Origin of the sequence: Planococcus sp. MB-3u-03 (assembly GCF_002833405.1) — a bacterium.
In the GTDB taxonomy this organism is placed as follows: domain Bacteria; phylum Bacillota; class Bacilli; order Bacillales_A; family Planococcaceae; genus Planococcus.
The window spans coordinates 1,963,434-1,982,946 of the sequence record NZ_CP025135.1 but is presented as its reverse complement, the minus strand read 5'-3'; the positions used below and the strand labels follow the sequence as shown (position 1 = coordinate 1,982,946).

The 19,513-nt window shown below is 49.4% G+C and carries 14 protein-coding genes and 4 pseudogenes; all 18 read left to right on the top strand.

The genetic code is table 11. The features are described 5' to 3' along the window. Window positions 1-49: 49 nt before the first annotated feature. The 18 genes and pseudogenes from pyrH (at window position 50) to rpsO (ending at window position 19,408) form a co-directional block, all read left to right on the top strand. Window positions 50-775 carry a UMP kinase gene (pyrH, locus tag CW734_RS11245; RefSeq protein WP_101190520.1) on the top strand — a complete coding sequence of 242 codons (726 nt, stop codon included), beginning with the start codon at window positions 50-52 and terminating at the stop codon, window positions 773-775. Beyond that, on the top strand, window positions 775-1,332 hold the full coding sequence (frr, locus tag CW734_RS11240; RefSeq protein WP_101190519.1) for a ribosome recycling factor: 558 nt from the start codon (window positions 775-777) through the stop codon (window positions 1,330-1,332). The genes pyrH and frr overlap by 1 nt, the downstream gene beginning before the upstream one ends. A gap of 150 nt (window positions 1,333-1,482) precedes the next feature. Beyond that, a complete protein-coding gene (locus CW734_RS11235; RefSeq protein WP_101190518.1) occupies window positions 1,483-2,277 on the top strand; it encodes an undecaprenyl pyrophosphate synthase in 795 nt (264 codons plus the stop codon). Next, window positions 2,274-3,065, top strand: coding sequence for a phosphatidate cytidylyltransferase (locus CW734_RS11230; RefSeq protein WP_101190517.1), 792 nt, complete (start codon window positions 2,274-2,276; stop codon window positions 3,063-3,065). Before CW734_RS11235 ends, CW734_RS11230 begins: the two co-directional genes overlap by 4 nt. 18 nt (window positions 3,066-3,083) lie before the next feature. Beyond that, window positions 3,084-4,224 (top strand): annotated as a pseudogene (gene dxr / locus CW734_RS11225) (1-deoxy-D-xylulose-5-phosphate reductoisomerase). Between the two features lie 43 nt (window positions 4,225-4,267). Further along, a pseudogene (gene rseP / locus CW734_RS20050) lies at window positions 4,268-5,519 on the top strand (RIP metalloprotease RseP). An 86-nt stretch (window positions 5,520-5,605) separates the two neighbouring features. Then, window positions 5,606-7,309 carry a proline--tRNA ligase gene (locus tag CW734_RS11215; protein ID WP_101190516.1) on the top strand — a complete coding sequence of 568 codons (1,704 nt, stop codon included), beginning with the start codon at window positions 5,606-5,608 and terminating at the stop codon, window positions 7,307-7,309. A gap of 80 nt (window positions 7,310-7,389) precedes the next feature. Beyond that, window positions 7,390-11,697, top strand: a complete 4,308-nt coding sequence (locus tag CW734_RS11210) for a PolC-type DNA polymerase III (protein WP_101190515.1) — start codon at window positions 7,390-7,392, stop codon at window positions 11,695-11,697. 126 nt (window positions 11,698-11,823) lie between these two features. After that, window positions 11,824-12,303, top strand: coding sequence for a ribosome maturation factor RimP (gene rimP / locus CW734_RS11205; protein WP_101190514.1), 480 nt, complete (start codon window positions 11,824-11,826; stop codon window positions 12,301-12,303). A gap of 26 nt (window positions 12,304-12,329) precedes the next feature. Beyond that, complete coding sequence (nusA, locus tag CW734_RS11200) at window positions 12,330-13,457, top strand: transcription termination factor NusA (RefSeq protein ID WP_101190513.1); 1,128 nt, start codon at window positions 12,330-12,332, stop codon at window positions 13,455-13,457. A 19-nt stretch (window positions 13,458-13,476) separates the two neighbouring features. Beyond that, complete coding sequence (rnpM, locus tag CW734_RS11195; RefSeq protein WP_058380470.1) at window positions 13,477-13,758, top strand: RNase P modulator RnpM; 282 nt, start codon at window positions 13,477-13,479, stop codon at window positions 13,756-13,758. Beyond that, on the top strand, window positions 13,755-14,063 hold the full coding sequence (locus CW734_RS11190) for a YlxQ family RNA-binding protein (protein ID WP_058380471.1): 309 nt from the start codon (window positions 13,755-13,757) through the stop codon (window positions 14,061-14,063). Before rnpM ends, CW734_RS11190 begins: the two co-directional genes overlap by 4 nt. A gap of 14 nt (window positions 14,064-14,077) precedes the next feature. Continuing rightward, a pseudogene (infB, locus tag CW734_RS11185) lies at window positions 14,078-16,391 on the top strand (translation initiation factor IF-2). Next, window positions 16,388-16,665: pseudogene (locus CW734_RS20045) on the top strand (DUF503 domain-containing protein). Before infB ends, CW734_RS20045 begins: the two co-directional pseudogenes overlap by 4 nt. 18 nt (window positions 16,666-16,683) lie before the next feature. Beyond that, a complete protein-coding gene (rbfA, locus tag CW734_RS11175; protein ID WP_101190512.1) occupies window positions 16,684-17,037 on the top strand; it encodes a 30S ribosome-binding factor RbfA in 354 nt (117 codons plus the stop codon). Window positions 17,038-17,131: 94 nt separating this feature from the next. Continuing rightward, the gene (gene truB, locus CW734_RS11170; protein WP_101190511.1) at window positions 17,132-18,061 is read left to right on the top strand and encodes a tRNA pseudouridine(55) synthase TruB; all 930 of its coding nucleotides are present in this window, start codon (window positions 17,132-17,134) and stop codon (window positions 18,059-18,061) included. A 1-nt stretch (window position 18,062) separates the two neighbouring features. After that, a complete protein-coding gene (gene ribF / locus CW734_RS11165) occupies window positions 18,063-19,004 on the top strand; it encodes a riboflavin biosynthesis protein RibF (RefSeq protein ID WP_101190510.1) in 942 nt (313 codons plus the stop codon). A 134-nt stretch (window positions 19,005-19,138) separates the two neighbouring features. After that, window positions 19,139-19,408 carry a 30S ribosomal protein S15 gene (rpsO, locus tag CW734_RS11160; RefSeq protein WP_058380477.1) on the top strand — a complete coding sequence of 90 codons (270 nt, stop codon included), beginning with the start codon at window positions 19,139-19,141 and terminating at the stop codon, window positions 19,406-19,408. The last annotated feature ends 105 nt before the right edge of the window (window positions 19,409-19,513 follow it).

Genomic DNA, 19,513 nt, shown 5'->3' with positions numbered 1-19,513 from the left:
ACAATGTTGTGTTCCCTGTTTTTCAATAAACGTGTAACGGAGGGTACCGATGAGTGTTCCAAAATACAAACGCATTGTACTGAAATTAAGTGGAGAAGCGATGGCAGGCGGACAAGGTTTCGGTCTTTCCCCTGAAATCATCAAATCCGTCGCAGCGCAAGTGAAAGAAATCGTTGACCTTGGCGTTGAAGTAGCGGTAGTGGTCGGCGGAGGAAATATCTGGCGCGGCAAAGTCGGTTCGGAGATGGGCATGGATCGTGCGACTGCAGACTATATGGGAATGCTTGCAACTGTCATGAACTCACTAGCTTTGCAGGATTCGCTCGAGAAACAAGACGTGGAAACGCGTGTATTGTCTTCAATTGAGATGCGCCAAGTAGCAGAACCGTATATCCGCAGAAGAGCGATCCGCCACCTCGAGAAAAAGCGTGTCGTCATTTTCTCGGCTGGAACCGGAAATCCTTACTTCTCGACTGATACGACAGCTGCGTTGCGAGCTGCAGAGATCGAGGCAGATGTCATCTTGATGGCGAAAAACAACGTGGACGGCGTTTATTCCGCTGATCCAAAAACCGATGTTGAAGCAGTCAAATACGATGAACTATCGTACTTCGACGTCATTCAGCAAGGGCTTCAAGTGATGGATTCGACAGCTTCCACATTATGTATGGACAATGATATTCCACTCGTAGTATTCTCTATAATGGAAAAAGGAAACATAAAACGAGCTGTTCTTGGTGAAAAGATCGGGACAGTAGTGAGGAGATCATTATAATGCCGAAAACAATCATGAACGATACGAAAACGAAAATGAGCAATGCGATTCAAGCTTTTTCACGTGATTTGGCTTCTATCCGCGCGGGGCGTGCGACGCCTTCATTGCTCGACAAGATTACAGTCGAGTACTACGGTGCCCCGACACCGGTCAACCAAGTAGCCGGCATTTCGGTCCCGGAAGCGCGTTTGATCATGATCCAGCCTTACGATAAGACCGTATTGCCGGAAATCGAAAAAGCGATCCTGAAATCGGATCTTGGACTCAGCCCTTCAAACGACGGCAACGTCATCCGTCTTGCGGTTCCAGCTCTTACAGAAGAGCGCCGCAAAGATTTGGTTAAGCAAGTGAAGAAAGAAGGGGAAGATGCAAAAGTCGTCATCCGCAATATTCGCCGCGATGCCAACGACGATTTGAAAAAGCTTGAGAAAAAGAGCGAGATTACAACCGATGACTTGCGCGGCTATTCGGATGATGTGCAAGATATGACAAACACGCATATCGCTAAGATCGACGACATGGTCAAAGACAAAGAAACTGAGATCATGGCAGTTTAAGCGAACTTCATCTGTTCCCGGGCGTCCTGTATATCAGGACGCTTTTTTCATGCCAAAATTTCGGAAGTGCTTTGAAAGTTCACGCACAACGCGCATTTTTGATATGATAAGCAATAGACATTCCGATTGGTTACAAGTGGAGGATTAATTATGTTCAATAAACTATTAAAGAGAAATATAGAGCCGGTAGTGGTGGAATACGGGGAGCGTGCCATGGCTGTAGCCGGCGCAGGCGTACCATCCCATGTGGCGATCATCATGGACGGCAACGGGCGCTGGGCGAAAAAGCGTTCGATGCCGAGAGTGGCAGGCCACCACGAAGGAATGAAGACAGTCCGCAAAATAACGAAACTCGCAAGCCATCTTGGCGTCGACGTTTTGACTTTATATGCGTTTTCGACGGAAAATTGGAAGCGCCCGAAAATGGAAGTCGACTTCCTGATGCGTTTGCCGGAAGAGTTTCTATCGAGTTTTTTGCCGGAGCTGATCGAAGAAAACGTCCGTGTGGAAATGATGGGCTATGTGGATGATCTGCCTGCCCACACGATCCAGGCGATCCAAAAAGCGAAAGAGGCAACCAAGCATAACGATGGATTGGTGTTGAACTTTGCATTGAATTACGGCAGCCGCGCGGAAATCGTTGACGCTGTGAAGAACTTGGCCGCTTTGGTGCAGGCCGGAGAACTGGATCCATCCGAAATTTCAGAAGACATGATCACGAGCCGCCTCATGACGAGCGGTTTGCCGGAGCCTGATTTATTGATCCGAACGAGCGGGGAGGTTCGTTTGAGCAACTTCATGCTTTGGCAATTGGCTTATACGGAATTTTGGTTTACCGACACTTTATGGCCGGATTTCGGTGAAGACTGCTTGCTTGAGGCATTTGAGGTTTATCAGAAACGAAATCGGCGTTATGGTGGCTTGAAGGGGGAAGAAGCAAATTGAAGCAACGCATTATTACGGGAGCTATAGCAGCTGCTCTATTTATTCCATTTGTCATTATCGGCGGAATTCCGTTTATTCTTTTGGTATACGTCCTTGCAACAATCGGTTTTCAGGAATTGCTTAAAATGAAAGGCCGGAGCCTCATGAGCGTGCCCGGCCTTATTTCTCTTGTGGCCTTATATGCATTCATGCTGCCAGGCGATTGGTCGCAGCAAGTGTATGAATGGACCGGCTATTTGAAAGTGGAGTTCGTCTTCATGGCGGTCATCTTATTGCTTATACATACGGTTGTCGTCAAAAACAGCTTTACTTTTGACGATGCCGCGTTCGCGATCCTCGGCACGCTATATGTGGGCCTAGGATTCTATTACTTAATCGAAACACGGGAATCGGGGCTCGCGGTATTGATTTTTGCCTTGCTTGTCGTCTGGTTCACCGATTCCGGCGCTTATTTCACAGGGCGCAAAATCGGAAAACGCAAACTGTGGCCAGAAATTTCGCCGAATAAGACCATTGAAGGATTTGTCGGCGGTATCATCTGGGCTGTCGGTATCGCATTGATCTTCGCCTATTTTGCCGGCATGGAACAGCCATTGCTATTGGTCATCATCGTCGCGATTGTCGCTTCGATTTTCGGCCAATTGGGCGATTTGGTGGAATCGGCCTTGAAACGCCATTTCAATGTCAAGGATTCCGGAAAGATGCTCCCTGGGCATGGGGGCATTTTAGACCGCTTTGACAGCATCTTTTTTGTCATGCCGCTATTGCATTTCCTGCATTTTATTTAAGAGAGGATTGTTTCATAGATGAAAAAAATCATATTGCTCGGCGCGACCGGTTCAATCGGCATCCAGACAGCCGATATCATCCGGGAACATCCCGAAGAATTTTCGCTGGTCGGATTATCTGCCGGTAAGAACATGGAAAAAACACGCGAGCTAATTCAGGAGTTCCAACCTGAGATCGTCTGTGTCCAGCTCGCTGAAGACGCGCGACAGCTGCAGCAGGAATTCAAGGGCATTCTATTCGTCCATGGCAATAAAGGCCTGATTGATGCTTCGACCTACGAAGCGGATGTTTTGGTCAATGCCGTAATCGGCAGCGTCGGGCTCGAGCCGACTTTGGAAGCGATCAAGCTCGGCCGCACGATTGCCATCGCCAATAAGGAAACGCTTGTGACTGCAGGCCATCTGGTCATGCAAAGCGCTAAAAAATACGGCGCCGATATCTTGCCAGTGGACAGTGAACATTCGGCTTTGTTCCAAGCGCTCAACGGCGAAAAGATTGAACAGGCAAGCCGGTTGATCCTGACAGCTTCAGGTGGCAGCTTCCGTGACAAAACGCGCGATGAACTCGCTGACGTCACAGTGGAAGATGCACTCAATCACCCGAACTGGTCGATGGGATCCAAAATCACAATCGATTCCGCGACGATGTTGAATAAAGGTTTGGAAGTGATCGAAGCGCATGTGCTGTTCGATTTTGACTATGATGATATCGATGTGCTATTGCACCGGGAGAGCATCATCCACTCCATGGTTGAATTCCAGGATACGAGCGTCATGGCGCAGCTCGGGACGCCCGATATGAGAGTGCCGATCCAGTATGCGCTGTCCTATCCGGACCGGCTGCCGCGCCAAGCTGCCAAACGGCTGGACCTGGCGGAAATCGCCCAGCTGAATTTCCGGGCGATGGATTACGAGCGATTCCGTGCTTTGCAGCTTGCATTTGACGCCGGCCGGAAGGCGGCACGATGACGACTGTCTTGAATGCCGCCAATGAGCAGGCAGTCGCGATGTTCTTAAACCGTCAAATCGGTTTTTGCAAATTGAGGAATTCATCGAACGGGCAATGCTTGTCCATCAGACGATCGCTTCGCCGGATCTTGAAACGATTCTCGCAGCAGATTCTGAAACGAGAAAAACTGTGGAAAACATGCTAAAATAGCGACAGATTAAAACCGAATAAGGTTTATTAAGGATGGTTCAAAATGGAGACAGTATTAGCGTTCATAATCATTTTCGGCGCGTTAGTGTTTTCCACGAGCTGGGCCATTTCCTGTTCGCTAAGCGGGCCGGGATTCTCGTTCGTGAATTCGCTATCGGAATGGGCCCTAAGATTTTAGGCATCACACGAGGCGAGACGCTGTATACGGTTAGATTGCTTCCGATTGGCGGATATGTCCGCATGGCGGGCGAAGAAATGGATGCCATCCATCTGCAGGCAGGCCATCGCATCGGATTGCTATTGGATGAAAAGGACAGGCAAAGAAAGTCATCCTCAACCAAAAGCATGTCTATCCTGATATCCTATTTCTGGAAGTGGAACAAGCAGACCTCGAAAAGACCTTTTCATTAAAGGCTACGACGAAGACGAGCAATTAGTGAATATCAAAGTTGCCCGTGATGCGGTTGTTGAAGAAAACGGCCGTGAAACGATCTTGGCGCCTTATGACCGCACATTCGATGCAAAAATTTGCCGAACCGTTTCATGACAATTTTGCTGGGCCGTTCTTCAACTTTATCTTGGCATTTTCATCTTCACGGCAATCGGCATGATGCAGGGGTTCCAACTTTGAACCGGTCATTTCCGAAGTGACGGAAGACAGCCCTGCTGAACAGGCAGGCATGCAAGACGGCGATTTGGTGACAGAAATCGAAGGCCAATCGATCAGCACGTGGGACGAGTTGGTAGAATCTGTTCAAGAAAGTGCAGGAACAGCGCTTGACTTCCAAGTGGAACGTGACGGCGAGCCTTTGAACTTCACGATCACGCCTGAACTGTCCGAGCAATCGGCAGAACAAGTGGGTGTCATCGGCGTCTTGTACCAAAGCCCGGTGGAAAAAGACTTTTTCGGTTCATTCGCTTATGGTGCTGAACAGACAATCTTTTGGTTCAAAGAAATATTCCGACTGCTCGGCATGCTTTTGACAGGCCAATTTACCATCGATGCCCTGTCCGGCCCTGTCGGCATTTACAAAACGACTGAAGAAGTCGCGCAGTACGGCATCTTTACGCTCATGAGCTGGGCTGGCATGCTCAGCATCAACCTAGGGATCATGAACTTGTTGCCGCTGCCAGCGCTTGATGGCGGTCGTCTCATGTTCTTCGTTCTTGAAGCGCTGAGAGGCAAGCCAGTCGATAAGCAAAAAGAAGGAATGGTCCATTTTGTCGGAATCATGCTGTTGATGCTCTTAATGATTGTCGTCACATGGAATGACATTCAACGATTTTTCTTTTAATGAATGAAAGGGAAGCGTTTATCGCTTTCCTTTCTCTGCTACATAGGGATTTACAAATACAATAACCAGTCGAGGTGTATTCGGATATGAGACAAACATTAAGCTTTATCCCGACGTTGCGGGAAACTCCAGCTGATGCAGAAGTGAAATCGCATCAATTATTGCTGCGTGCGGGATTCATCCGCCAAAACACTAGCGGGATCTATTCCTTCCTTCCGCTCGGCAAACGTGTTCTGCACAAAGTCGAGAAAATCATCCGTGAAGAAATGGAAGCGATCAATAGCGTGGAAGTATTCATGCCTGCCCTTCAGCAAGCTGAACTATGGCAGGAAACTGGGCGCTGGTATTCTTACGGCGACGAATTGATGCGTTTGAAAGACCGCAACGACCGCGAGTTTGCGCTAGGCGCGACGCATGAAGAAATCATCACGAGCCTATTGCGCGACGAAATCAAGTCCTATAAGAAATTGCCGTTGACCTTGTATCAGATCCAGTCGAAGTTCCGCGATGAAAAACGCCCACGCTTCGGTTTGTTGCGCGGACGCGAATTCCTCATGAAAGATGCATATTCTTTCCATGCGACACCAGAGAGCCTGGATAAAACTTACGATGATATGATGCAAGCCTATAGCAATATTTTCAGCCGCCTTGGATTGAACTTCCGTGCCGTCATCGCGGATTCAGGGGCAATCGGTGGCAAGGACAACCACGAATTCATGGTGCTGTCGGAAATCGGGGAAGACACGATTGCGTATTCGGACAGTTCGCCATATGCCGCGAATATTGAAATGGCCGCCGTAAATGTGGATTATCCTAAATCCGATGAACAAGCGCACCCAATTGAAAAAGTAGCGACACCTGACCAGAAGACCATTGCACAAGTGGCGGATTTCCTCGACACGACGCCTGAAAATTGCATTAAAACGCTTGTGTTCAAAGCGGACGACGAACTTATCGTCGTGTTGTCACGCGGCGACCATGAAGTGAACGACGTAAAAGTCAAGCATATTTCAGGTGCTAAGCTGATCGATATGGCGACTCCTGAAGACGTGCGCGAATTGCTGTCCTGCGATATTGGATCGATCGGGCCAGTGGGCTTGCCTGCAGGCGTCCGCGTATTTGCGGACAACGCCGTCAAATCGATCGTTAACGGTGTGGCAGGCGCCAACGAAGACGGTGTCCATTTGAAAAACGTTACGCCTGATGAAGATTTCACGGTAGAAGCATATGGAGATTTGCGTTTTGTAAAAGAAGGTGACCCATCGCCTGACGGAAACGGCACGATCCAATTTGCTAAAGGAATTGAAGTCGGCCATATTTTCAAGCTCGGCACGACTTATAGCGAACCGATGAAAGCGACCTTCCTGAATGACCAAGGTAAAGCGATGCCTTATATCATGGGCTGCTACGGCATCGGCGTTTCACGCATTGTCGCGGCTGTCGCTGAACAATTCCAGGATGATTCCGGCTTCACTTGGCCGAATGCGGTCGCACCGTATGAAGTCCACGTCGTGCCGGTCAACGTCAAAGACGATGTGCAACGCGAAACTGGAGAAGAAATTTATGAACAATTGAAAGCTCAAGGATTCGAAGTGCTGCTCGATGACCGCAAAGAGCGCGCAGGCGTAAAATTCGCTGATGCCGATTTGATTGGCTTGCCGATCCGCATCACTGTCGGCAAGCGTGCCGGTGAAGGAATCCTTGAAGTGAAAATCCGCGAAACCAATGAAACAGTCGAATGGCATAAAGATGAAGTGCTCGACAAGGTACGCGAATTCTTTAAGAAATGAATAATAATCTGATATGATAAAAGGAAAGTACAAACGTACTTTCCTTTCTTTTTCTGAAATAAATGGCGAAGGGGATAATCATGATAAATGAGCAAGACGCCAAAATGAGATTTAAATTGCTGCTGCAGCATCTGGAGTTAACCGACGATGTCCATATGCCATATTTTGAAGGGGCGGAATTGACACGCATGACCGTTCATAAGAAAGACCGGGCATGGCGTTTTATCGTCAAACTCAAGCAAGTGCTGCCGCTTGAATTATTTATTATTTTCCGCGAGCGGCTGCAAGCCAAGTTTTCATCGATTGCAAGCGTTCAAGTGCATATAGAAACACCCACGCAACAAGCAGAAGGCGAACAAGTCGCAGCATACTGGCGACATGTCGTCGACGAATTGGCGGATATGGCACCGCCACTACGCGAGCGCCTGCTGTCACAAGCACCTGTATGGAATGGCAATAAATTGATCGTCGACTGCTGCCATGAACATGAAATGATGGCATTGAAATCCAAATACACTGATAAATTAAGCCAGGTTTTCCAACAATTCGGATTTCCGGCATTTTCGATCGATTTCCAGCTATCGGCAGAAGACCAACAGGAAGCGCGCGCTGCCTTTATGGAAGAGCGCAAAGCCGAAGAAGAAGCGATGGCGAAACGAGCTGTCGCAGACATGAAGAAACGGGAAACCGAGCGCAAAGAAAATGGCGCACCATCCGGTCCATTCCAGATGGGATCTGCCATCAAACCGGATGAGCCGATCGTCGAGATCCGTTCGATTGTCGACGAAGAACGCCGCGTGACCATCGAAGGCTTCGTTTTTGATGTTGAAGTCCGCGAGCTGCGCAGCGGCCGTTCGCTATTGACCGTCAAGATGACCGATTATACGGATTCGATTCTCGTCAAAATGTTCTCACGCGATAAAGAAGACGCGGAGCTCATGGCCCAAGCGAAAAAAGGCATGTGGCTGAGAGCAAGAGGCTCGATCCAAACCGATACATTCGTCAGGGATCTGGTCATGATGTCGAATGATATGGTCGAAATCAATCCGTCCGTCCGCAAAGACACAGCTGAAACCAAACGCGCGGAATTGCACCTCCATTCTCCGATGAGCCAAATGGACGCTGTTTCTTCCATTGAATCATTGGTCGCCCAAGCGGCAAAATGGGGACATCCGGCGATCGCAGTCACGGACCACGCAGGCGTCCAGGCCTTTCCGGATGCTTATGCCGCAAGCCAAAAGCACGGCATCAAGGCGATATTCGGCTTGGAAGCGAACTTAGTCGATGACGGCGTCCCGATTGCCTATGAAGAACGCCATGCTTTGCTTGAGGAAGAGACTTTTGTCGTCTTTGACTTAGAGACGACTGGGTTATCCGCTGTTTACGACACGATCATCGAGCTGGCAGCGGTCAAAATCAAGGGCGGGAATATCATCGATAAATTCGAGCGATTCGCCAATCCGCACCATCCTTTGTCGGCGACGACGATCGACTTGACGGGCATTACGGATGATATGGTCCGAAACGCACCGGAAGTCGAAGACGTCATCCGCGAATACCATGAATGGGCAGGCGATCATATCATGGTCGCGCATAACGCCTCGTTCGATATGGGCTTCCTCTATGTCGCCTATAAGAAATACGGCATCGATAAAACGCATGCCACGATTGATACGCTAGAACTTGCCCGCATGCTTCACCCGGAAATGAAAAACCACCGTTTGAACACGCTGGCGAAGAAATTCAATATCGAACTGACGCAGCATCACCGCGCCATCTACGATACGGAAGCGACCGCTTACCTGTTGACGCATCTATTGAAAGAAGCGGACGATAAAGGCATCCTTTACCACGATCAATTGAATGATTATGTCGGGACGGGGGATTCCTATAAACGCTCACGGCCGACTCATTGCACACTTTTGGCAAAAGACCAGGAAGGCTTGAAAAACCTGTTCAAGCTCGTTTCAGCCTCCCATATCAATTATTTCTACCGTGTCCCGCGCATCCCGCGTTCGCTTTTGCAGCGCCACCGAAAAGGCTTGCTCGTCGGTTCGGGCTGCGATAAAGGCGAAGTGTTCGAAGCGGTCATGCAGAAATCGATGGAAGAAGTGGAACGCACTGCACAGTTCTATGATTATTTGGAAGTGCATCCGAAAGAAGTGTACCAGCCATTGATCGACCGCGAATTGATCCGCGACGAATGGAATCTAGAAGACATCATCCGCAAGCTGGCCAAAGTGAGCCGCAAGCTCGATAAGCCGCTGGTCGCGACAGGAAATGTCCATTACCTTGATGAAACGGATGCCATCTTCCGTCAAGTGCTGATCGGTTCCCAAGGCGGGGCGAATCCGCTGAACCGTTCGACCTTGCCGAAAGTTCATTTCCGGACGACGAATGAAATGCTCGATGCTTTCGATTTTCTTGGGGAAGAGACGGCTCGTGAGATTGTAGTCGACAATTCCTTAAAGATTGCCGATATGATCGATGTCGTCAAACCGATCAAAGACGAATTGTATACACCGAAAATTGAAGGAGCGGATGAGGAAGTCCGTGAACTCAGCTATACGATGGCCCGCTCGATTTACGGAGACGACTTGCCGGAAATCGTCGAGGCGCGCATCGAGAAGGAATTGAAGTCGATCATCGGCCATGGGTTTGCGGTCATCTATTTGATTTCGCATAAACTGGTAAAAAAATCGCTTGATGACGGCTATCTCGTTGGTTCCCGGGGGTCTGTCGGATCGTCCCTTGTCGCGACGCTGACGGAAATTACGGAAGTCAACCCTTTGCCGCCTCATTATGTATGCCGGAAATGCAAGAAATCCGAGTTCTTCGATGACGGCTCTGTCGGTTCCGGCTTTGACTTGAAAGATAAGGATTGCCCGGATTGCGGGATTCCGTATAAGAAAGATGGACAGGACATTCCCTTTGAAACCTTCCTTGGATTTAAAGGAGACAAAGTTCCCGATATCGATTTGAACTTCAGTGGCGAATATCAGCCGCAAGCGCATAATTACACGAAAGTGCTGTTCGGCGAAGACAATGTCTTCCGGGCAGGCACGATCGGGACGGTAGCAGAAAAAACAGCCTACGGGTATGTGCGCGGCTACGCCAATGACCGCGATATGACGATGCGCGGCGCAGAGATCGACCGTTTGGTGCAAGGCTGTTCTGGCGTCAAGCGCAGCACAGGCCAGCACCCGGGCGGCATCATCGTTGTGCCCGATTATATGGACATCTACGATTTCTCGCCGATCCAATTTCCAGCGGATGCGCAAGATTCCGAATGGAAGACGACTCATTTCGACTTCCACTCGATCCACGATAATTTATTGAAGCTCGATATTCTCGGGCATGATGACCCGACAGTGATCCGCATGTTGCAGGATCTGTCCGGCATCGACCCGAAGACGATCCCGACAGATGATCCGGAAGTGATGAAGATTTTCGCTGGCCCCGAATCGCTCGGCGTCACGAAAGAGCAGATCGGCTGTAAAACCGGAACGCTCGGCATCCCGGAGTTCGGGACGCGCTTCGTCCGCCAAATGCTCGAAGATACGAAACCGACGACGTTCTCTGAACTCGTGCAGATTTCCGGATTGTCGCACGGCACGGATGTTTGGCTCGGCAATGCCCAGGAATTGATCCACAACGGCACTTGCCAACTGTCCGACGTCATCGGCTGCCGGGATGACATCATGGTCTACTTAATTTATCAAGGGCTTGAGTCATCTTTGGCGTTCAAGATCATGGAATCGGTACGGAAAGGGAAAGGCTTGACGCCGGAGATGGAAGCGGCGATGAAAGAAAAAGCCGTCCCGAACTGGTATATCGAATCATGTAAAAAGATCAAGTACATGTTCCCGAAAGCGCACGCCGCCGCTTACGTCTTGATGGCGGTCCGCATCGCTTATTTCAAAGTTCATTTCCCGGTCCTTTACTACGCCGCGTACTTCACGGTGCGTGCAGAAGATTTCGATGTCAACGCCATGGCGAAAGGATCCCAGTCGATCCGTGCCAAAGTGGACGAAATCAACTCAAGAGGACTCGAAGCTTCGACGAAAGAAAAGAACTTGCTGACGGTCATGGAACTGGCGCTTGAAATGGTCGAACGCGGCTATTCATTCCAGAAAGTCGATTTGTATAAATCGTCTGCGGATCAATTCCTGATTGAAGGCAATACATTGATCCCACCGTTCAATGCCATTCCAGGACTCGGCACGAATGCCGCGAAATCGATCGTCGCCGCAAGAGCGGAAGGCGAATTCCTGTCGAAGGAAGATTTGCAGCAGCGCGGCCGCGTTTCAAAAACGATCATCGAGTACATGGATGACCATGGCTGCCTGGAAGGGATGCCTGATGCCAATCAGCTATCCTTGTTCTAGTCAGTTGCGCCGCACCGCCAAGCATGGTATTATTGTAATAACATTTACTGATAGCTCTGTCGCAGAAGAGTGGGTTCTCCCGCTCTTTTCTGTTTGTTATGGCATATTATTGGCAGGAGGCATTTTATGAGCAAAATTACTGAACAAATCGAAGCAATGGCACAACCGATCATCGATGAGCTGGAACTTGAACTGGTCGATGTCGAGTTCGTGAAAGAAGGAAAGAACTGGTTCTTGCGCGTTTATGTGGACAATCCACAGGAGCCGATCGATATCGACCAATGCGCAATCGTCAGCGAACGTTTAAGCGAAGAGCTGGATGCAACCGACCCGATCGAACAGAACTACTTCCTTGAAGTATCTTCACCGGGGGCAGAACGTCCGTTGAAGAAGGAAAAGGATTTCGAAAAAGCCTTGGAGAATTTCATCTATATCAAAACGTACGAGCCGGTGGAAGATGCTAAAGAATTCGAAGGTTATTTGAAGTCGTTTGATGAAGAACAAGTGGAGATCGAGATCAAGATCAAGACCCGCAGAAAAACCATCAGCATCCCGAGAAAGAAAATTGCCATGATCCGTCTGGCGATCGATTTTTCTGCAAGCTGAATAGAAGAATTTAGGAGTGAATAACTATGAGCAGTGAGCTATTGGATGCTTTAGAAGTGTTGGAGAAACAAAAAGGAATATCACGCGATGTGCTGATCGAAGCGATCGAAGCAGCACTTGTCACCGCTTATAAGCGCAATTTCAACCAAGCGCAGAACGTCCGCGTCGATTTGAACCTTGATACCGGGACGATGCTCGTCTATTCCCGCAAGGATGTCGTTGAGGAAGTCGAAGATGACCGCCTGCAAATCTCATTGGAAGATGCGCATGCACTCAACCCGGTTTATGAAATCGGCGATATCGTGGAAGAGGAAGTCACACCGCGCAATTTCGGCCGAATCGCTGCCCAAACCGCGAAACAAGTCGTCACACAGCGCGTACGCGAAGCAGAGCGCGGGTTGATCTTTGAAGAGTATGTAGACCGCGCGGATGATATCGTCAACGGTATCGTTGAACGCATGGATGCCCGCAATCTGTATGTCGGTTTAGGAAAAGTCGAAGCGGTATTGCCGCAGACGGAACAAATGCCGAACGAAAGCTACCAGCCGCATGACCGCATCAAAGTCTATATTACTAAAGTCGAACGCACAACACGCGGCCCACAAGTGTTCGTTTCGCGCACACATCCAGGACTTTTACGCCGTTTGTTCGAAAACGAAGTGCCGGAAATCTATGACGGCATCGTCGAAATCAAATCGATTGCGCGTGAAGCGGGAGACCGTTCGAAAATCTCCGTCCACGCTAACGATGAAGAAGTGGATCCAGTCGGTTCATGCGTCGGATCACGAGGCGGCCGAGTGCAAACCATCGTCAACGAACTGGGCGGCGAGAAAATCGACATCGTGGAATGGTCAGAAGACCCGGTCGTATTCGTAGCGAACGCCCTTAGCCCATCCAAAGTTTTGGATGTGCAAGTGAGTGAGGACGATAAATCGACGACAGTTGTCGTACCGGATTACCAATTGTCTCTTGCGATCGGCAAACGCGGGCAAAATGCGCGTCTGGCTGCGAAATTGACAGGTTGGAAAATCGATATCAAGAGTGAAACGGATGCACGTGAACTAGGGATTTATCCGCCTGAAGGCGCGGTAATCGTGAAGTCGGATGCTGAAGCTGACACAGATGACTTTGATTTTTACGACGAAGAAGAATAAGCTGAGAAGGTGATATCCGTTGGCTATGCAAAAGAAAATTCCGCTGAGAAAATGCGTCGCGACCGGTGAAATGCATCCGAAAAAGGAAATGATCCGCGTCGTGCGTTCCAAAGAAGGAGAAGTATTCGTCGATCTTACCGGCAAAAAGTCAGGAAGAGGCGCATATGTATCCAAATCGGAAGATGCCATCGAACTGGCACGCAAAAAGAAGGTTTTGGACAAGCAGCTTGAAGTGAAAGTTCCAGGCGAAATTTACGAAGAGCTGGTCCATGCCGTACGCAGAGAGCAGCTGAAATCATGAATAAAGAAAAAATCCTGCAGTTTTTAGGGCTTGCCACGCGTGCACGCAAGCTGGTAACCGGTGAAGAACTGGTCATCAGCGAAGTGCGCCGCGGCAACGCGAAATTAGTCATTGTGGCTGAAGATGCGTCTGAAAACACGAGAAAAAAACTGCACGATAAATGCAATTCCTATAACGTCCCAGTGCGCATAGGCGCTAGCCGCTATGAGATTGGGCATGCAATAGGAAAAGAAGCACGCGTCGTTCTGGCGATTACCGATAATGGTTTTGCCAAGAAAATGACGAGCTTGTTTGATGAAAACTAACCGGGGGTGAGCAGATGACCAAAATTCGAGTACATGAATACGCAAAAAAAGTAAATAAACCGAGCAAAGACATCATCGACGAATTGTCAAAAATGAATATTAAAGTCAATAACCATATGGCGACACTAGAAGATACTGCTGTAACGAAATTGGACGGCATTTATAAAAAACCTGCACAAGGAAACCGTGCACAAGGTTCACAATCCCGCCCGCAAGGCCAAAACCAGCGCCGTGGACAAAGCGGACAAGGAAGCCAAGGCGGACAAAATCGCCCACAAGGCGGACAATCCCGTCCTCAAAGCGGACAAGGCCAGAACCGTACAGCTGGACAAGGCGGACAAAACCGCTCACAAGGCTCACAAGGCAGCCAGAACCGCACGCAATCTACGCAGCAAGGAACGAGCCAAGCAGGGCGCGGTTCCAACTTCACGCCAAAAGCTGCAAAACCAGCTCCAGGACCAGGCCAACGCGGCCGTTCGAACGGACCAGGGCGCGGCGGGCAAAACCGCAACCGCAAAGGCAAACAGCAGCGTCCGGTGAACCCGATGCCGCCAATGCCGAAGAGAGAAAAAGAATTGCCGTCAAAAATCACATTCAGTGAATCTTTGACTGTTGGCGATTTGGCGAAAAAACTTGGCCGTGAGCCTTCTGAAATCATCAAAAAATTGTTCATGCTTGGCGTTATGGCAACCATCAACCAAGAGTTGGATAAAGATGCCATTGAGCTTGTCTGTGCAGAATACGATGTGGAAGTAGAAGAAGAAATCTTGGTCGATAAAACCGATTTGGAAGTCTACTTCGAACCTGAAGAAGAAGCTAAAAAAGAAGAACGCCCGTCTGTTGTTACAATCATGGGCCACGTCGACCACGGTAAAACAACCTTGCTGGATTCAATCCGCCACACGAAAGTGACTGCTGGAGAAGCAGGTGGGATTACACAGCATATCGGTGCTTACCAAGTCGAGGAAGACGGCAAGAAAATCACATTCCTGGATACACCAGGCCACGCAGCGTTCACGACGATGCGTGCGCGCGGTGCGAAAGTAACGGATATTGCCATTATCGTTGTTGCTGCTGATGACGGCGTTATGCCGCAGACAGTGGAAGCGATCAATCACGCAAAAGCTGCCGAAGTTCCGATCATCATCGCAGTCAATAAAATGGATAAACCGTCCGCAAACCCGGACCGCGTTATGCAGGAATTGACTGAGCACGGTTTAGTGCCTGAAGCATGGGGTGGCGATACGATTTTCGTTCCGCTTTCCGCTTTGACTGGAGACGGAATCGACACGCTACTTGAAATGATCTTGCTTGTTTCTGAAGTCGGGGAATTGAAAGCGAATCCTGGCCGCCGTGCAATCGGTACGGTCATTGAAGCGGAGCTAGATAAAGGCCGCGGATCTGTTGCGACTTTGCTCGTACAGGATGGCACTTTGCATGTCGGCGACCCGATCGTTGTCGGCAATACATTCGGGCGCGTGCGCGCAATGGTTAACGATCTTGGCCGCCGCGTGAAAACAGCTGGCCCATCAACGCCTGTTGAAATTACTGGACTTAGTGATGTACCGCAAGCCGGCGACCGTTTTGTCGTGTTTGAAGACGAGAAAACTGCTCGTCAAATCGGTGAAGCCCGTTCGGCTACAGCGTTGCAGGAAATGCGTTCTGAAAAGAACCGCGTCACGCTGGATAACTTGTTTGATCAATTGAAACAAGGCGAAATGAAAGAGTTGAACTTGATCGTCAAAGCTGACGTTCAAGGGACAGTGGAAGCCATGGCTGCTTCACTCTTGAAAATCGATGTGGAAGGCGTCAACGTAAAGTCATCCATACAGGCGCCGGAGCGATCACGGAATCCGATGTGTCACTGGCGGCAGCATCCAATGCCATCATAATCGGCTTTAACGTCCGCCCGGATGTCAACGCCAAGCGCGCAGCAGATGCAGAAGGCGTCGATATCCGCTTGCACCGCATCATCTATAAAGTAATCGAAGAAATCGAAGCAGCGATGAAAGGCCTCTTGGACCCAGAGTTCGAAGAGAAAATCATCGGGCAAGCGGAAATCCGCAGCACGTTCAAAGTGTCTAAAGTCGGAACGATTGCCGGAAGCTACGTAACTGAAGGCAAGATCACCCGCGACAGCGGCGTGCGTGTCATCCGTGATGGCATTGTCGTCTTCGAAGGCGAAATCGATACCTTGAAACGCTTTAAAGATGACGCGAAAGAAGTCGCAAAAGGCTACGAATGCGGTGTGACAATCAAAACTTCAACGATGTTAAAGAAGGCGACATCATCGAAGCGTTCATCATGGAAGAAATCGAAAGAAAATGATCCTTTCGATGGAATGCGAATTCTTTATCCCTACCGCGCATTCATTGAAAGATAAACGTGCAGTCGTCAAAAGCATGATGACCCGCACAAAGCAGAAATTCAATGATCGGCGGCGGAAGTCGATCACCAGGAAGTTTGGCAGCGCACGCGCCTCGCGTTCGTCACCGTTTCTTCTTCGAAAGAAGCAGCGGAGCGTGAAATGGAGCAGGTGCTGCGCTATCTGGAAAGCAATCCGTCGTGGGAATGCATGGCAATAGAGAAAGAATATTTGTAAGAACGGAGTGGATTCGAAATGTCATCAATGCGCTCGAATCGTGTAGCTGAGCAGATGAAAAAAGAGCTCGGCGATATTATCGGCAGAAAACTGAAAGATCCGCGCATCGGATTTGTCACAGTGACAGATGTCGAAGTGACGGGCGACCTTCAGCAGGCAACAGTCTATATTAGCGTGCTGGGCGATGACAAGGCGAAAGAGCAGACTTTGCTCGGCCTTGCCAAGTCCAAAGGATTCATCCGCTCGGAAATCGGGCAGCGGATCCGTTTGCGCAAGACTCCTGAATTGGCGTTTGAAATCGATTCGTCTGTCGCATACGGCAATCGGATTGAATCATTGCTGCGGGATATCAAAGATCCAACAGAAGAGTAAACCGAAAGCCTGCCAGTCTATTTTTAGACAGCAGGCTTTTTTCTACATACTATATAGTTCGGTCCTAGTGCCGATGAAGAGAGGGGCTTCCGATATGGAACCGAATGGGATTCTTCCATTATGGAAAGAACCGGGCATGACGTCCCACGATTGCGTTTTTCGCTTGCGGAAAATCCTGAAAACGAAAAAAGTCGGGCATACCGGGACGCTCGATCCCCAAGTGGACGGCGTATTGCCCATTTGCCTCGGGCGATCGACCAAAGTGGCAGAGTATATCACTGATCAAGGAAAAACGTACGAAGCGGAAGTATTGATCGGGTTTTCAACGGAAACAGAAGATGCAGAAGGCGCAGTAGTGGAGCAAGACACGGGGGACAAGACGATTACCCGAAAGCAGCTAGAAGGCGTATTGCAAAGCCTGACCGGCGACATTGAACAAATCCCGCCGATGTATTCCGCCGTCAAAGTGAACGGCAGAAAGCTTTACGAATACGCGCGCAAAGGCGAAGCGGTGGAACGCCCGGTGCGGATCGTGCATATTGACTCGATTGAACTTTTGGATGACGCGGACATTTGGCAAGGGCAGAATATCCGTTTCCGCATCCGCATCCGCTGTGGCAAAGGAACCTATATCCGGACGCTTGCTGTCCAGATCGGTGAAGCGCTTGGCTATCCGGCTCATATGTCACAGCTGACACGCACGCAATCCGGCAGTTTTACGAAACAACAATGTGTGACGCTTGCCGAAGTGGAGGAAATTGCGCAAAATGGGGATATCGGTTCTATTTTGCAGCCTCTTGCCTATGGCTTAAGTGCATTTCCTTTTGAAGAAATCACGCCGGATTTATTGTTCGGCATCAAGAATGGCCAAGTACTTGAGGCGCATCCGGTCTTGAAGGCGGAACCGTTTGTCGTTTTCACGTATCAAGGCGTACCGGCAGCGTTGTATAAACGGCATCCGGATAAGCCGGGCAAAATGAAACCCGAAAAAATGTTTGGATTTCCTCCAACGGACGAGGTGTAGTATGAAAATCATTCACTTGAGTTATCCTCACGAGATGAAAGCACAAGAACACGGCCCGCTGTCGATGGCGATCGGATTTTTTGACGGCGTTCACCGCGGACACCAGAAAGTGATCGGCACGGCAATTGATAAAGCGCAGGCAGGCGGGATGAAATCCGCTGTTATGACCTTCGACCCGCATCCATCACTCGTGCTCGGCGGCCGGAAAGAAGAAGTTTTTTATATCACGCCGCTTGGCCAGAAAATGGAGATCTTGCAGGAAATGGGCGTCGACATCTGCTATATCGTTCGTTTTACTTCAGAGTTCGCGAAACTTTCCCCTGAACAATTCATCGAGCATTTCATCGATGGCCTCGGCGTCAAAGAAGTCGTTGCCGGTTTTGATTTTTCGTTCGGCTTTAAAGGCGGCGGGGATATGGCGCTCATGGAATCGTACGGGAGCGGCCGGTATCATGTCACGACAGTCGGCAAAATTGAAGCGGAAAATGAAAAGGTCAGTTCGACCCGCATCCGCCACCTGTTGAAAGATGGGCTGGTTGAGCCGGTCCATCACCTGCTTGGCAGGCCATACCGGATTTCCGGAACGGTCGTCAACGGCGACAAGCGCGGGCGGACGATCGGCTTTCCTACGGCGAACGTCGAACCAGAGCTCGGCACATTCGTTCCGAAGCGCGGTGTCTACGCAGTTCGGATCGAAGTGCAAGGCGCTTATTTCGATGGTGTCTGCAATGTAGGCTACAAGCCGACATTCAATAATCCCGATGTCAAAAACCTGGTCATCGAAGTCCATATCCTGGATTTCGATAAGTCGATCTATGGCGAGAAAGTTGTCGTCGAATGGCATAAGCGCATCCGCGATGAACAGAAATTTTCAGGCATCGATGAACTGAAAATCCAAATCGGCCGGGACAAAGATACCGCAAAGCAATATTTTGAAGTGTAAGGTGCACAGTTGATTTCAGGAAATCACTGTGCTATGATATCAAAGTACTGAACGTACTAACCGTTGCTTGGCAAATCGAATCACCAACGTTTGCTAGGTAATAGGGGCTATCAGAGAATAGGAGGTGGAACAGCATGGCAATCACTCAAGAACGTAAAAATGAATTGATCAATGAATACAAAGTGCATGACACTGATACTGGTTCTCCAGAAATTCAGATCGCCATTCTTACAGAAGACATCAACAACTTGAACGAGCACTTGCGTACCCACAAGAAAGATCACCATTCACGTCGTGGTCTATTCAAAATGGTTGGACGCCGTCGTAACTTGCTTAAATACCTACGCGAGAACGATGTACAACGCTACCGTGAGTTAATCGCAAGACTTGGCCTACGCCGATAATAGCAAGCAGAGAAAGCGGGATTCGTCCCGCTTTTTCTTTATGCTTAAAACTTATCATTGAATCGCACTTGATGTGCTTTTTTGATACACTATTTAAAGATACAT

Excerpts from the sequence above, each read along its gene's own strand:
- frr (WP_101190519.1), top strand. The coding sequence starts at position 775 with ATGCCGAAAACAATCATGAACGATACGAAAACGAAAATGAGCAATGCG.
- truB (WP_101190511.1), top strand. The coding sequence starts at position 17,132 with ATGGAACCGAATGGGATTCTTCCATTATGGAAAGAACCGGGCATGACG.
- ribF (WP_101190510.1), top strand. The coding sequence starts at position 18,063 with ATGAAAATCATTCACTTGAGTTATCCTCACGAGATGAAAGCACAAGAA.
- nusA (WP_101190513.1), top strand. The coding sequence starts at position 12,330 with ATGAGCAGTGAGCTATTGGATGCTTTAGAAGTGTTGGAGAAACAAAAA.
- pyrH (WP_101190520.1), top strand. The coding sequence starts at position 50 with ATGAGTGTTCCAAAATACAAACGCATTGTACTGAAATTAAGTGGAGAA.
- rbfA (WP_101190512.1), top strand. The coding sequence starts at position 16,684 with ATGTCATCAATGCGCTCGAATCGTGTAGCTGAGCAGATGAAAAAAGAG.
- rpsO (WP_058380477.1), top strand. The coding sequence starts at position 19,139 with ATGGCAATCACTCAAGAACGTAAAAATGAATTGATCAATGAATACAAA.
- CW734_RS11235 (WP_101190518.1), top strand. The coding sequence starts at position 1,483 with ATGTTCAATAAACTATTAAAGAGAAATATAGAGCCGGTAGTGGTGGAA.
- rimP (WP_101190514.1), top strand. The coding sequence starts at position 11,824 with ATGAGCAAAATTACTGAACAAATCGAAGCAATGGCACAACCGATCATC.
- CW734_RS11210 (WP_101190515.1), top strand. The coding sequence starts at position 7,390 with ATGATAAATGAGCAAGACGCCAAAATGAGATTTAAATTGCTGCTGCAG.
- CW734_RS11190 (WP_058380471.1), top strand. The coding sequence starts at position 13,755 with ATGAATAAAGAAAAAATCCTGCAGTTTTTAGGGCTTGCCACGCGTGCA.
- CW734_RS11215 (WP_101190516.1), top strand. The coding sequence starts at position 5,606 with ATGAGACAAACATTAAGCTTTATCCCGACGTTGCGGGAAACTCCAGCT.